Origin of the sequence: Brevibacterium sp. FME37, assembly GCF_014897485.1 — a bacterium.
Lineage (GTDB): Bacteria > Actinomycetota > Actinomycetes > Actinomycetales > Brevibacteriaceae > Brevibacterium.
In genome coordinates this window covers 179,125-192,493 of sequence record NZ_JABUYE010000008.1, presented here as the reverse complement: position 1 = coordinate 192,493, position 13,369 = coordinate 179,125, and the positions used below count along the sequence as shown (strand labels likewise).

At 64.7% G+C, this 13,369-nt stretch carries 10 protein-coding genes; 4 read left to right on the top strand and 6 right to left on the bottom strand.

The window, feature by feature from the left end; all coding sequences use genetic code 11:
* Position 1: 1 nt before the first annotated feature.
* From INT29_RS11600 to purD, 6 genes are all read right to left on the bottom strand, one after another.
* Positions 2-907, bottom strand: a complete 906-nt coding sequence (locus INT29_RS11600; RefSeq protein ID WP_101571761.1) for an ABC transporter permease — start codon at positions 905-907, stop codon at positions 2-4.
* A complete protein-coding gene (locus INT29_RS11595; RefSeq protein ID WP_101571763.1) occupies positions 904-2,064 on the bottom strand; it encodes a spermidine/putrescine ABC transporter substrate-binding protein in 1,161 nt (386 codons plus the stop codon). The genes INT29_RS11600 and INT29_RS11595 overlap by 4 nt, the downstream gene beginning before the upstream one ends.
* Complete coding sequence (locus tag INT29_RS11590) at positions 2,057-3,217, bottom strand: ABC transporter ATP-binding protein (protein ID WP_193071707.1); 1,161 nt, start codon at positions 3,215-3,217, stop codon at positions 2,057-2,059. The genes INT29_RS11595 and INT29_RS11590 overlap by 8 nt, the downstream gene beginning before the upstream one ends.
* The gene (locus tag INT29_RS11585) at positions 3,214-4,917 is read right to left on the bottom strand and encodes an amidohydrolase (RefSeq protein ID WP_319020889.1); all 1,704 of its coding nucleotides are present in this window, start codon (positions 4,915-4,917) and stop codon (positions 3,214-3,216) included. The genes INT29_RS11590 and INT29_RS11585 overlap by 4 nt, the downstream gene beginning before the upstream one ends.
* Before the next feature lie 110 nt (positions 4,918-5,027).
* Entirely contained in the window at positions 5,028-6,524 is a 1,497-nt protein-coding gene (locus tag INT29_RS11580) for an aminobutyraldehyde dehydrogenase (protein ID WP_193071706.1), read from the bottom strand.
* 558 nt (positions 6,525-7,082) lie between these two features.
* Positions 7,083-9,350, bottom strand: a complete 2,268-nt coding sequence (gene purD, locus INT29_RS11575; RefSeq protein ID WP_193071705.1) for a phosphoribosylamine--glycine ligase — start codon at positions 9,348-9,350, stop codon at positions 7,083-7,085.
* Between the two features lie 33 nt (positions 9,351-9,383).
* Between purD and INT29_RS11570 the strand changes: the two genes are divergently transcribed.
* From INT29_RS11570 to INT29_RS11555, 4 genes are all read left to right on the top strand, one after another.
* Entirely contained in the window at positions 9,384-10,460 is a 1,077-nt protein-coding gene (locus INT29_RS11570) for an asparaginase (RefSeq protein WP_193071704.1), read from the top strand.
* Between the two features lie 15 nt (positions 10,461-10,475).
* Positions 10,476-10,877 carry a sterol carrier family protein gene (locus INT29_RS11565; protein ID WP_101571774.1) on the top strand — a complete coding sequence of 134 codons (402 nt, stop codon included), beginning with the start codon at positions 10,476-10,478 and terminating at the stop codon, positions 10,875-10,877.
* Positions 10,874-12,316 (top strand): aldehyde dehydrogenase family protein, encoded by a 1,443-nt coding sequence (locus INT29_RS11560; RefSeq protein WP_193071703.1) that lies wholly within the window; start codon positions 10,874-10,876, stop codon positions 12,314-12,316. Before INT29_RS11565 ends, INT29_RS11560 begins: the two co-directional genes overlap by 4 nt.
* A 103-nt stretch (positions 12,317-12,419) precedes the next feature.
* Complete coding sequence (locus INT29_RS11555; RefSeq protein ID WP_193071702.1) at positions 12,420-13,349, top strand: DMT family transporter; 930 nt, start codon at positions 12,420-12,422, stop codon at positions 13,347-13,349.
* The last annotated feature ends 20 nt before the right edge of the window (positions 13,350-13,369 follow it).

Here is a 13,369-nt window from a genome sequence, read left to right as displayed (position 1 = left end):
GTCACGCCCTTCCGTTCGTGATCGGAATGCTGTTGGCCTTCGCCGTGATCAGCTGCCCCGTCTTCAGCACGGCGAACCCGATACCGACGACGATGAAGGTTGATGCGATGAGGACCACCGCCATTGCCGATCCCAATGCCCAGTTCTGCGCAGCGTTGAACTGTTCGGCGATGAGCTGGCCGACCATCGACCCGCTTGCCCCGCCGAGGACCGTGGCCGTGACGTAGTCACCGTTGAGGGGGATGAAGACGAGCAGACACCCGGAGATCACACCGGGCATCGCCATCGGCAGGGTCACCCGCATGAACGTCTTCACCTTATTGGCGCCGAGGTCGTAGCTGGCCTCACGCAGCTTCTGGCCCGACCTGTCGATGGCGACGAAGAGCGGAAGGATCATCAGCGGAAGATAGTTGTAGACGACGCCGATCTGGACGGCGGTGTGGGTATAGAGAATGTCGATCTTGTCGTGCGTGATGCCCAGCGACATGAGCCAATTCGAGATGAACCCGTTGGGGGAGAGCATGATCTGCCAACCGAGGGTACGGACAAGGAAGTTCGTCCAGAACGGCACCATGACAAGTGCCAGGGCGAGCCCACGTCGGGCCGGAGCGACCTTGATCGCAATCCAATAGGCGAAGGGAAGGGCGATGATCAGACACAGGATCGTGCCGAGGATCGAGATCCGCAGCGTCGCGAAGAAGGTGGACAGGAACGCCGGGGTCATCGCCTCGGGGAAGCGATCGAAGCTCAGGTGCTCCGTCGATACCGGGGTGTAGATATCGGGTTTGCTGCCGAAACTGAAGAAGATCACCATCGCCACTGGGATGACGAAGAAGAAGACAACGTATGCCCAGGTGGGAAACGACAGTGCGGCGGCACCGAATAATCTGTTGCGCAGCGGAGTCATGAGCCGGACCTCCTTTGGGCCTCGGTGAGGATGTCGACGCGATCCTGCATGCCGTCGTTGAAGACGCTGGCCTCAAGCCGATCAAGAATGTTCTGAGCAGGGAAGATGAGGTCGAGACCTTCCATCCCCTCAGCCTTCGCCGCCTTCTCCGATCCTTCGACACCGATCGGATAGCCGATGTACTCGATCTGAGTGATGGCGTTCTCGGGAGCGATCATGTAGTCGATGAAGGCGTGAGCGGCATCGGGGTGAGGTGCTCCGGTGGCGATCGCCCAGCAGTCCATCCAGAGATTCGCCGAGGGCGTGGGGAACACGAACTCCCAGTCGTCGGGGTTGTCGACCTCGTCGATTCCCTGCCGGGCGTCGCCGTTGTAGGACTGCATGAGCGTGAAGCTGCCCTGGATGATGCCCGTCGAAGCGCTGCCGAAGTAGGCGCGGACATTCGGTGCCACGTCGTCGACGATGAGTTTCTTGGCCTCGGCGAGCTCCTTCTTGTCTGTCGTGTTGAGGCTGTAGCCGAGGCTGGCCAAGGCGATAGCGGTGACCTCCCAGGCGTCGGAGAGCAGCGTGGTCTTTCCAGCTGCTTCCTTTTGGGAGGCCTTGATGAAATCGTCCCAGGATTTCATCTCCCTCTTGATGACGTCCTTGCGGTAGACGAAGCCCGTCGTACCCCACGCTTTGCAGATGGTGTACTTGTTCTTCGGGTCGAACTCCTGAGCGATGAAGTTCTTATCCATGTGCTTGAAGTTCGGGATCAGTGACAGATCCAGAGGTTGGAGCAGATCGTGAGTGGTGAAGCGCACTACTTCGGACCCGGTGGGGACGACGACGTCGTATCCGGAAGTTCCCCGGCTGGAGGATAGCTTGGCGATGAGCTCCTCGTTCGATCCGTAGGAGTCGACCTGGAGCAGGACATCGAATTTGTCCTTGAAGCCCGACAGCAGTTCAGGTGAGTCGTAGTCGCCCCAGGTGTAGAGGTTGAGCTTCGACTCGAGTTCGCCGTCGGTGTGCGGCGAGGCGGCCATACCGTCGGTGGACCCGCAGGCGGAGAGCGCACCGAGTCCGAGGACTCCGAACCCTGCCAGGGCCGCCCGTCTCGTTATGGCCGGGACCTTCGATGCCGGTGCGAGCACGCTGATCGGTTGAGTCTCAGTCATCTGAGAACACCGCCACTGCATCCTCATCCCAAGACAGGGCCACGTCTTCGCCGTGTTCGAACAAGCGTGCCTGGGCCGCTGGGACCCGAGCGAGGAGCTCATTGTTCGTGCCCGCCCGAATCATGTACTGGACGACATCGCCGAGGAAGGACGAGGAGATCACGGTCCCCTTCGCCGTGTTCGGCCGTGATCCGGCCGAATCGTCAGCGGGCGATACCTGCATCCGCTCGGGACGGATGGCGGCGCGAACCCGATCGCCCTTGGCCAGGGCCGTCGTCGACGCTGCCGTGTTGGCAGTTGCTGCCTTGGCCTCCAGGTGGGCGGTGCGCATCATCGAGTTGTCGCTGCGCAGGGTTGGTCCGGACTCGTCGATCTCGGTGACGGTGACGGGAATGAAATTCTGCTTCCCGATGAAGCCGGCGACGAACCGGTTGCTGGGATTGGCGTAGATGTCTTCGCCGGACCCGATCTGTTGGACGACTCCGTCATACATGACGACGATGCGATCGCTCATCGCCAGAGCCTCGTCCTGGTCGTGGGTGACGAAGACGAAGGTGGTGTCGAGGGTGGTGTGCAGGCGTTTGAGCTCGAGCTGCATCTCTTCACGCAGTTTGCGGTCCAGCGCCGACATCGGCTCGTCGAGCAGCAGCACCTGCGGCCTGTTGACCAGAGCGCGAGCAAGAGCGATGCGCTGCTGCTGACCGCCGGAGAGCTGTTCGGGTTTGCGGCCGGCGAAGTCTTCCATCTGGATCAGAGCCAGCACTTCGCGCACACGCTCGGCGATCTCCGGTTTGGGAACCTTCGCCTGTTTGAGCCCGTAGGCGATGTTGTCGGCGATGTTCATGTGGGGGAACAGGAGGTAGGACTGGAAGACGGTGTTGACCGGACGTTTGTGCGGTGGCCGTCCCACAAGATCCTTGCCGCCGAGGTAGATGTGACCTGCCGTCGGCGTCTCGAACCCGGCGATCATCCTCAGCAGGGTCGTCTTGCCGCACCCTGAGGGGCCGAGCAGGGACAGGAACTCGCCCTTCTTGACCGACAGGTCGATCTTCTCAATCGCGGTGGTATCGCCGAAGCTCTTCTTCACTCCTTGGATCTCGAGATGTTCGAGCTGCGGGGGAGCCGTTGCATCGGCTGTGGCTGTCGTAGTCATGATTGCCTTTCAGCGGTGGTGGCGTCGTGGACGATGTGCCCGCCTGCGATCGTCAGTTCGTTGTGCACTTCGGCCAGCCTGCGCGGATCGATGGCGAAGGCGTTCTCACTGGCCAGCGCGAGATTCGCGATCTGGCCGGTGCGGATGGTCCCATTGACCTCCGAGCGCAGCAGGTGCGCGGAACCGGAGGTGTAGGCACACAGTGCAGTGGACAGGTCGATGGCCTGTTCGGGCAGGAGCGGTGCCGGGTCGCCCGCATCCGGGTGCGAACGGTTGACCGCGACGTGGATGGCTTCCCACGGATTCGGCGTCGAAACCGGCCAGTCCGAACCCATGGCCAACTGTGTGCCAGCATCGGCGAAGGACCTGAATGGGTAGAGCCAGCCGGAACGTTCCTCGCCGAGATAGGGGATGTTGAGGTCAAGCAGCTGCTGATCGTGACAGGCCCACAGAGCCTGCAGGTTCGCGGTGATCCCGAGCTGAGCGAAGCGGGGAATGTCGACGGGGTCGACGACCTGAACGTGGGCGATATGGTGGCGGCGCTCTCCGCCCTCGCTGTCGGAGTCGTTCGGGCCGCCGGAGCGGCCTGGACTGGTTCCGATCGCCTCGAACGCGTCCAGGGCCGCCCGATTGGCGGCATCACCGATCGCATGACAGTGGATGTCGAAGCCCGCCGCATCGAGGGCGGCGAAGGATCGGTGCAGGTGTTCGCGGGTGAAGTAGCTGGTGCCGAACCCGCCGCAGGGGCAGCTGTACTCATCACTCATCGCAGCGGTCCGAGATTCGACGATGCCATCGAGCATGAACTTCACCGAGGTCGTGCGGAACTGTCCCTGAGTTCGCCGCAGCTCGAGCAGCGCGGCGACCTGGGCGTCGATGTCCTTGACGTCACGGGGCCACCACAGGCTGCCGACCACCTCGGCGGTCAGGTCGCCTGTGTCCTCAGCAGCGACGTAGGTGTCGAAGGGGGAGCGGTGGCCGGAGTAGTCGCCGACGATGGCGTCCATCCACGCGGTGATGCCGAAGGATTCGAGGTAAGACTGCCCGGCGAGGAGGCCAGCGCGGATCTCAGCGTCGGTGGCGTCCGGAACCTGGGCGGAGATGAGATCCATGGCGGATTCGTGCAGGCACCCGGTCGGGTTCCCGGTCTCGTCCTTCTCGATCACGCCGCCGGGCGGAGTCGGAGTGGAGGCATCGAGTCCGGCGATGTCCATGGCCTTCGAATTCACCCAGGCCGAATGATGGTCGGCGCTGATCAAGATGATGGGCCGGTCCGAACTCAGTTCGTCGAGGATCCCAGCGCTCGGTGCGCCACCGGGGAAGTCGGCCATCGACCAGCCGCCGCCGGTGACCCAGGACCCAGGAGTGGTCGCTGCCAGGTAGTCGCGGATGGTCTCGAGTGCGGCCTGGAGACCCTGCGCCGCACTGAGGTCACAGGCCAGTGACTCCTGCCCGCCGAAGGTCGTGTGCACGTGGGCATCGACGAACCCCGGCGTGATCAGCTTCCCCGTTGCCGTAATGGAGCGTTCGGCGGGGTCCGCGGCCTTGCCGGTGCCGATCTCGGTGATGATTCCACCGCGGATGCTGATGCGGTTCGCAAGCAGGACTGAGTGACCGTCGAAGATGTTGACGTCGAGAACGTCGAGGTCCATGTTCCTCCCGACTTCCTTGTCGAAGGTGAGGCGAGGCGCGCCGTACACGCTTCGCAGGATGTCATTGTATGTGCACTGGCACGGTGGCTCACAGAGCTGCTGGCCAGCTGTTACCGGTTCGTGCCCGAGCTCGTGACTCGGCGGTCCCCGGCAGAACGTCAGGACGTGAAGATGGTGTCCTGCCATTCGTGGTGCGGGTCCTCGTGGTGATCGATGAACACGTGCTTGACCTGTGTGTATTCGTCGAACGAGTACTGGCTCATGTCCTTGCCGAACCCGGAAGCCTTGTACCCGCCGTGGGGCATGTCGGAGACGATCGGGATGTGCTCGTTGATCCACACACACCCGGCTTCGATGTCAGCCGCGGCGCGCATCGTGCGATTCGTGGTCGTCGTCCAGGCGCTCGCCGCCAACCCGTAGGGGGTGTCATTGGCCAGTTCGATGGCCTCATCATCGGTGTCGAAGGCGATCGCGACGAGGACCGGGCCGAAGATCTCATCACGCCACACCTCGGCGTCGGTGTCGATTCCGCTGATGAGAGTCGGTGCGTAGTACGCCGTCGACTCGGTGTTCCCGGGCAGAGCCTCGCCGAGGTGGTTGTGCGTCGGTACCTGCCCGCCGCAGTGTATGGTGGCGCCGGCTTCGCGGGCGCGATCGACCATTCCTGCGACCCGTGAGCGGTGGGTCAGAGAGATGAGGGATCCCATGTCTGTGGCGGAATCGGACGGGTTGCCGACACGGACGCCGTCCATGAGCTCGGTGACCCGAGCAGTGAAGGTCTCGAAGTGCTCGCGGGCGACGATGGCCCGGGTGGCCGCGGTGCAGTCTTGGCCGGAGTTGATGAGCGACCCGGCCACGGCACCGCGAGCTGCAGCCTCGATATCGGCGTCATCGAAGACGACGAACGGGGCCTTGCCGCCGAGCTCAAGATGGACTCGGGAACCCTTGGCCGCGGCGAGTTCCATGATGTGACGTCCCACCTTCGTCGACCCGGTGAACGAGGACATGACGACGTCGGGGTGAGTGATGAGCGCTTCCCCGGCTTCGCGCCCGTCGCCGGCGATGACGTTGATGACTCCAGGGGCGAAGCCGGCTGCGGTGGCCGCCTCGGCGAGGATGAGGGAGGTCCCGGGGGTCATCTCCGAGGTCTTGAGCACGATCGTGTTGCCTGCCGCGACGGCGGGGAAGATCTTCCACGCGGCCATCTGCAGCGGGTAGTTCCAGGGGGCGATCGAGCCGACGACTCCGAGGGGGTCGCGCCGGGTCATCGACGTCGATTTCTCCCAGTAGGTGCCGGCTGCCAGGCCGGTGAGCTGCCGGGCGGCACCGGCGAAGAACTTTGCGTTGTCGATCGAGCCGGGCACATCGAATTCCTTGGCCAGGCGGATGGATTTTCCGGTCTGGATCGATTCGAGTTCGGCAAGCTCATCGGCACGCGCCTCGAGCTGTGCTGCCAAACCGAGCATGAGCTCGGCGCGCTCGCCGGGAGTCAAGGCCTTGAAAGCTGGATAGGCGGCCTTCGCCGAGGCGACTGCTGCGTTGACATCGGCGGGGTTCGCGAGCGTGTACTCTCCGGTCGTCTCACCGGTGGCGGGGCTGACGAGGGTGAAGGTATCGCCGCTGCCTTGGTGATAGCTGCCGTTCCAATAATGCATGTCTTCACTTCCAACCGAGTTGCACGTCAATGTGTGGTTCGCGTGACCGCAGGTGTGTCTCCGGTCACCATCGCGTTCACCCTAGCGGAACTGATCGGCAGTTTCCACCGATTTCGTTGCGTGAGACCAATACTCACAGGAAAACTCTCACGGTGTCCGCCAGCAATTGCTGAATCGGTGTCATTCGTTGCGCATTTCGTGGTTATCGGCTACTGGTTCCTGTGCCCGTGAAGCGGAAGTGCCCCAGCCTGCGGGCGGCGTCACTGCGGCGCGGTCACTGCCGAAACTACGCCGGAGCGTCGAAACAACGCCGGAGCGTCGAAACTACGCCGGAGCGTCGAAACTACGCCGGAGCGTCGAAACTACGCCGGAGCGTCGAAACTACGCCGGAGCGTCGAAACTACGCCGGAGCGTCGAAACTACGCCGGAGCGTCGAAACTACGCCGGAGCGTCGAGCCACCTATGCGTGCGTAGGTGTCTCGACGCTCCGGCGTTGTCGGGGTGAAACTGCCGAGCCGCGGCTCCGCAGCGCCTCCTAAGCGGGCGTTCTCGGCGAGGTCAGCCGGGGAAATTCTGGCCGGTGAGCTTCTCGAATGCTTCGATGTAGCGGGCGCGAGTCTTCTCGACCACCTCGGCGGGCAGTGCCGGCGGAGGAGTGTCCGAGGACTTGTTCCAGCCGGACTCTCCGGTCAGCCAGTCGCGGACGAACTGTTTGTCGAAGCTCGCCTGCGCCTTGCCTGCCTCGTAGCTCTCGGCGTCCCAGAAGCGTGACGAGTCCGGGGTGAGCACTTCGTCGCCGAGGACCATCGTCCCATCGGGCAGAGTCCCGAACTCGAACTTCGTGTCGGCCAGGATGATGCCGCGTTCACGGGCGATCGCCTCGGCGCGCTGGTAGATCTCGATCGTCAGGTCGCGGGCCTTCTCGGCCGCCTCGGTGCCGATGGTCTCCGTGATCTGGGCGAAGCTGACGTTCTCATCGTGATCACCGAGTTCCGCCTTGGTCGCGGGCGTGAAGATCGCGGGTTCCAGACGGTCGGCTTCGATGAGGCCTGCCGGCAACTGGATTCCGCACACGGAGCCCGTGGCCTTGTAGTCGGCCATGCCGGAGCCGGTGAGGTAGCCGCGGGCCACGCACTCGATGGGCAGCATCGACAGGTTCTTGACGATGAGACCACGACCGGCCACAGCCTCGGGGACGTTAGAGCTGATGACATGGTTGCCGATGATCTCGGAGAGCTGGTCGAACCACCACAGGCTCAAGCCCGTCAGCACCTTGCCCTTGTCGGGGATCTCGGAGTCGAGGACCCAGTCATAGGCGGAGATGCGATCCGAGGCGACCATGAGCAGCTGCTCGGCAGACGCGGCGTCGGTGGCCGTGTCGGGAATGTAGAGGTCACGGACCTTGCCTGAGTAGATGTGCGTCCAGCCCGGAAGTTCGGGCGCTGTGGAGTTGAGCCCCGCAACCGCCACCGCTTCTTCGGGGGCTGGGTAGATATCGGCCACGGTGATCTGCCCACGGGCGGCCACCTCGGCGATGTCGGTGCGGTGCTGTTCGCCGTCCCATTTGACCTCGTCCACGGCGGCATAGGCCTTCGACCTGGCCTCGTTGAGGTCGTTGCCCAAGGAGACGACGGAGAGCACGCGTCCACCGGCGGTGACGATGTCACCGGTCTCGGCGACGTCCTCGGAGATGACGGTGTCCTCCGGGGCGAACCCGGCTCCGGTGTCCGTGGCACGTGCTGTTCCGGCGTGGAGGATGTGGACGTCCTCGAGCCCGTCGGCGGTGTTGAGGCCGCGGATGATGTCGCCGGTGCGCGGAGTATTCGGGTAGTTCTCGGCGGCCATGACCACGGTCACCGAGGTGCGCGGATCCCATTCGAGTTCCCCGACTTCGTCGAGGCGACCTTCGGCGGCGGCGAGCATGGTCTGACCCAGTGGGCTGCGTAGGCGGGAGAGCACGGACTGAGTTTCGGGATCGCCGAAGCGGACGTTGAACTCAACGACTCGCATGCCCTTCGAGGTCAGGGCGAGTCCGCAGTAGAGGAGACCGGTGAACGGGGTGCCGCGACGGGTCATCTCATCGACGACCGGCTGGGCGACGGTGTTGACGATGTCATCGACTGTGCCGGCCGGGATCCAGGGCAGCGGCGAATAGGCGCCCATGCCGCCGGTGTTGGGTCCGGTGTCGCCATCGCCGATGCGTTTGAAGTCCTGAGCGGGAGCCAATGGCAGCGTGTGCTGGCCGTCGCAGAGGACGAAGAGTGAGACCTCGGGGCCGTCGAGATAGTCCTCGATGACGACTCGGTCTGAGACCTGGAGGCAGGAGGTGGCGTGGGTCAGGGCCTCGGTGCGATCCGAGGTCACGACGACGCCCTTGCCTGCTGCCAGGCCATCGGCCTTGACCACGTAGGGGGCACCGAAATCGTCGAGGGCCGCCGCTGCCTCGTCGGTGGTGTAGGCGACCACGGCACGTGCGGTGGGCACGTTCGCAGACTCCATGATCTCCTTCGCAAACGCCTTCGATCCTTCGAGGACCGCGGCCTCAGCGCTGGGGCCGAAGACCGGGAACGAGGACTCACGCAGGGCGTCGGCGACCCCGGCGACCAACGGTGCCTCGGGGCCGATGACCACGAGGTCGACGTCGAGCGTCTCCGCCAGTGCAGTGACTGCCACGGCGTCGTTCATATCGACGGCTTCGGTGTGCGCGATCGCTGCGATTCCCGGGTTGCCGGGTGCAGCGATGACGGCGTCGACCTGGGGGTCGCGACTGAGAGCAAGGACGAGGGCGTGTTCGCGGGAGCCCGAACCGATGACAAGAACCTTCACCCCTCCAGCCTATAAGGTCGTAGGCTTGGGTGCGTGACTCCTTCCACTTTCACTTCCGCCGAGGCTGTCGAATTGGCCACAGTCATTCGCAGCGGATTCGAAGAATCCCGCCATATCGGTTCCGCCGTTGTCCTCGATCCGAGCGGATCACCCCTGATCAGCCTGGGTGTGCCCGAGGTACCCGTGTTCACCCGGTCGAGCCTCAAGCCCCTCCAAGCCATCGCCGCAATGAAGCTCGGTGCGAATGTCAGCGGCACGTGGGCAGCCCTGTCGACCGCGTCCCACAAATGCGAGGCCGGCCATGCTGAGGCGGTTGCCGGGATGCTCGGATCCGTGGGTCTGAGCCCGGCTGACCTGCAGTGCCCGTCCGCGCACCCCGCCGATGGAGCCTTCCGCCGGAGTCTGCAGGAGACAGGTGCCGGCGACCCGAAGTCGGCCCTGTACTTCAACTGCTCCGGTAAGCATGCGGCCTTCCTCATGGCCGCCACGGCCATCGGCGCCGATACCGGAGGCTACCTCGACCCCACCCATCCGGTGCAGGCCAAGGTCGCCGAGGTGGTCGAGACCTTCGCCGGCGAGCCCCCGGCCGCCGTGGGCACAGACGGCTGCGGTGCCCCGGTGTTCGCGCTGAGCCTGGTGGGACTGGCGCGGGCGATTGGCTGTGTGGTGCAGTTGGGCAGCGCACACGAGAATCCGGCGACCGCCTCGGCGACGGAGGACTTCACCTCCTATGCTCCCGAGGCCCGCACCCTCATGCAGGCCGTCTTCGCCGAACCCTGGGCGATCGAAGGCCACGGCAGACCGAACACCACCGTCATCGACCGCCTTGGCATCTTCGCCAAGGGCGGGGCCGAAGGCGTCATCGTCATGGCCACGAAATCCGGGTACTCGGTGGCGCTGAAATGCCTCGACGGGTCTTCTCGGGCGACCGGGCTCGTGGCCCTGATCCTGCTGCGCAAGGCCGGGGCGCTGGCCGATGTCAGCGATGAACTCCTCGACGAAGTCATTGCGGCGATCACAGACCCGGTCACCGGCGGCGTCGATTCCGAGGGGCGGACGGCGGTTGTCGGTCGCGTCGTCGTGGGTGAAGATGTAGCGAAGATCAGGTAAGAGGGAGAGTCACTGATGGCGATTCGCAGAAGGATCGACCCCGACGAGGGTCGCAACGCCCTAGAGATGTGGGTGGCGCATTCGGACGCCGATGCGGCACCGGCGGACAGGTCGACCCTGGCCACCGCGGTGAGGTTCACGCTCGAGGAGCTGGCATCGCGGGCCGAGGGCAACAGTGTTGAGGTGCGTGTCCCTCCGTTCGGAGTCACCCAGTGCATTCCCGGTCCCCGGCACACCCGCGGCACACCGCCCAACGTCGTTGAAACCTCGGCGCAGGTGTGGTTGGACATCGTGACCGGCAAGACAGAATTCTCCGCAGCGCTCGCCGAGGGGACGGTCGACGCATCGGGCACCCGGGCGGACATCTCCGACTTCGTCCCTCTGTACACAGCAGCAGAATTGGAAGGCCGGCGATGAACGCCCAGATCACCCAGACCACCTCATTCATCGGCGGACGCCACGTCCCCTCACTGACCACCTACGCCAACGTCGACCCGGCCACCGGCGAGCACCTCGGCGATGTCTCCCGGGGCGGAGCCGACGAGGTCGACCGTGCGGTCAAGGCCGCGGCCCGGGCACAGCGGGAGTGGAAGCGTTCGAGCACAGAGCAGCGCTCGAAGCTGCTGGTCACCACGGCCGAGGTGATCCGAGCCAACCGTGATGAGATGGCGGCCCTCGAATCGGAGGACACCGGCAAACCCCTGACTCAGGCCTATGCCGACGTCGATGTCTGCGCCCGCTACTTCGAGTTCTACGGTCACACCATCGAGTCCTACTACGGGCACTCGATCCCCATGTCCGAGGACATGCACGTCTACACTCGCCGCGAACCCTACGGCTTGACCGGGCACATCGTGGCCTGGAACTACCCGCTCCAGCTCATCGGCCGTGCTGCCGCAACATCATTGGCCACAGGCAACTGTGCCGTGGCGAAACCTGCCGACGAGACCCCGCGCTCCACGGTCCGCCTGGCCGAACTCATCCATTCCGTGGGTTTCCCCGCCGGTGCGTTCAACGTGGTCACAGGCCTGGGCTCCGAGGCGGGTGCGGCGCTGGCAGCCCACCCCGGCATCGCTCACCTCGGCTTCGTCGGCTCGACCCAGACCGGTTCGCAGATCGCCCATGCTGCCGCCGATCGGGTGATCCCGACGGTGCTCGAACTGGGTGGGAAGTCCGCGAACATCGTCTTCTCCGACGCCGATGTCGATGCCGCCATCCCGTCCCTGGTCCGCTCGATCATCCAGAACGCCGGCCAGACCTGCTCGGCCGGTTCCCGGCTCATCGTCGCCCAGGACATCCACGCCGAGGTGGTGGAGAAGATGGCGGCCGCGATGGAGAAGGTGACCATCGGCTACGGCAGTGACGATCCCATGCTCGGACCTCTGATCTCGACAAAGCAGCAGGCCCGCGTCGAATCGTTCCTCTCCGATATCGGCAGCGCCCAGATCATCACCGGCGGCACCCGCCCCGAAGGCCTCGCCGCCGACCTCACCGGGGGCGCCTTCATCACCCCGACCCTCGTGGACAATGTCTCCCCAGGTTCGAGGATCGCGCAGGAGGAGGTCTTCGGTCCCGTCGTCGCGGCCATGGCCTTCGGCGACGAGGAAGAGGCGATCTCCCTGGCCAACGGCACCGACTACGGTCTGGTCTCGGCGCTGTGGACGCAGAACATCTCACGTGCGCATCGGGTTGCCGCCGAGGTGGAGGCCGGGCAGATCTTCGTCAACACCTACGGTGCCGGCGGGGGAGTGGAGCTGCCCTTCGGCGGGTTCAAGAAGTCCGGGTATGGCCGTGAGAAGTCCATCGAAGCCTTCGACGAGTACACGCAGACAAAGACCGTCGTCGTGAAGCTGTGAGCATGGCAGCACCCGAGGTCAGGGCAGTGCCTGAGGTCGGTGCAGTACCCCGGGTCGGGACGATATCGTCCGTGCGGAGCCTCGTGCGCAGTTGTGGTCGTCGATGACTCCTGCGGTCCTGGGACTGGTGCTGGTCGCCTCGGTCGCCCATGCCCTGTGGAACATCGCAGCGAAGTCCGTCTCCGGCAAAGGCTACGCTTTCGTACTGGCCTATCACGGACTGTCTGCGATCCTGCTGGCACCGATTGCGATCTGGCTGCTCGTTTCGGGCACCGATCAGATCAATCTGGGCATTGCGGCCGCCGCGGTGCTCAGTGCGGTCTTCCACATCGCCTACTCGGTGTCTCTGCAGTCCGGCTATGACCATGCGCCCTTGGGCGTCGTCTATCCCACGGCGCGCGGGGTCGGGCCGATCATCACGATCATCATCGCCGTGCTGTTCCTGGGCGAGCGGCCGACGCCTCCTGAAACCATCGGCGCCTTCGTCGTCCTCGCTGGCATCGCGGTGGTGACGGTGCGACCGCGAGGCGCAGGCATCGGGGCTTCGAAGAGCAGCCTCGGCGGCGGCCACCATGGCTCTCACAGCTACGGCATCGGACGCGGCTTGGCCTGGGGTGGGTTGATCGGATGCTTCATCGCCTCGTACACACTGTGGGATGACTTCGCCGTCAACCACATCACCGACTCACCGCTGCTCTACTTCGCTGTGTCCGAGGCCTGCGTCGCGGTCATCATGGCCCTGGGCATCGTGGCGCTCCCAGGCGGTGCGGGACGCAGGGCGGACGTCGCATCGATCCTGTCCGGGCACAAGCGAGCCCTGATCACTGTCGCCATCCTGTCCCCGTTGGCCTACCTGCTCGTCCTCTTCGCCATGCAGCAGGCGCCGGTGTCCCTGGTGGCTCCGGTGCGGGAGACCTCGATCATCGTCGGCACGCTGTTGGCCTGGTGGTTCTTCGGGGAGAAGAACATCGCCATGAAGCTGACCGGCGCGGTGGTCGTCGTCGCCGGGATCAGCCTCATCGCTCTGGGCTGACGGCCCCGTCCACGCCGCCG

Bases quoted from the DNA above. Each gene is read 5' to 3' on its own strand.
- INT29_RS11600 (WP_101571761.1), bottom strand. From the start codon at position 907: ATGACTCCGCTGCGCAACAGATTATTCGGTGCCGCCGCACTGTCGTTT.
- INT29_RS11595 (WP_101571763.1), bottom strand. From the start codon at position 2,064: ATGACTGAGACTCAACCGATCAGCGTGCTCGCACCGGCATCGAAGGTC.
- INT29_RS11590 (WP_193071707.1), bottom strand. From the start codon at position 3,217: ATGACTACGACAGCCACAGCCGATGCAACGGCTCCCCCGCAGCTCGAA.
- INT29_RS11580 (WP_193071706.1), bottom strand. From the start codon at position 6,524: ATGCATTATTGGAACGGCAGCTATCACCAAGGCAGCGGCGATACCTTC.
- INT29_RS11565 (WP_101571774.1), top strand. From the start codon at position 10,476: ATGGCGATTCGCAGAAGGATCGACCCCGACGAGGGTCGCAACGCCCTA.
- INT29_RS11560 (WP_193071703.1), top strand. From the start codon at position 10,874: ATGAACGCCCAGATCACCCAGACCACCTCATTCATCGGCGGACGCCAC.
- INT29_RS11555 (WP_193071702.1), top strand. From the start codon at position 12,420: ATGACTCCTGCGGTCCTGGGACTGGTGCTGGTCGCCTCGGTCGCCCAT.